General features: G+C 49.4%; 1 rRNA gene. It reads right to left on the reverse strand.

What is annotated here, in order from left to right:
* Window positions 1-70 (reverse strand): 5S ribosomal RNA (gene rrf, locus JNA92_RS25800); the annotation flags it as partial.
* Window positions 71-255 lie beyond the last annotated feature (185 nt).

A 255-nucleotide genomic window follows, 5' to 3' on the forward strand; every position in this document is an offset into this window, starting at 1 on the left:
CGGCGATGCATCGTTTCACTACTGAGTTCGGGATGGGATCAGGTGGTTCCAATGCTCTATGGTCGTCAAGAAATTCTGTAGCCAGAATGTCCAGATGGACAGCCCAGCGAATCCGGATATGCGATATGTGTGGTTCGTTGCGAACTTTCGGTTCGTATCATCTTCACCACCGCAATCTGCAGAAGCAAATTGCTTGGGTGTTATATGGTCAAGCCTCACGGGCAATTAGTATTGGTTAGCTCAACGCCTCACAGC

The organism is Pseudomonas putida (genome assembly GCF_022627325.1).
GTDB classification, from domain to species: domain Bacteria; phylum Pseudomonadota; class Gammaproteobacteria; order Pseudomonadales; family Pseudomonadaceae; genus Aquipseudomonas; species Aquipseudomonas putida_X.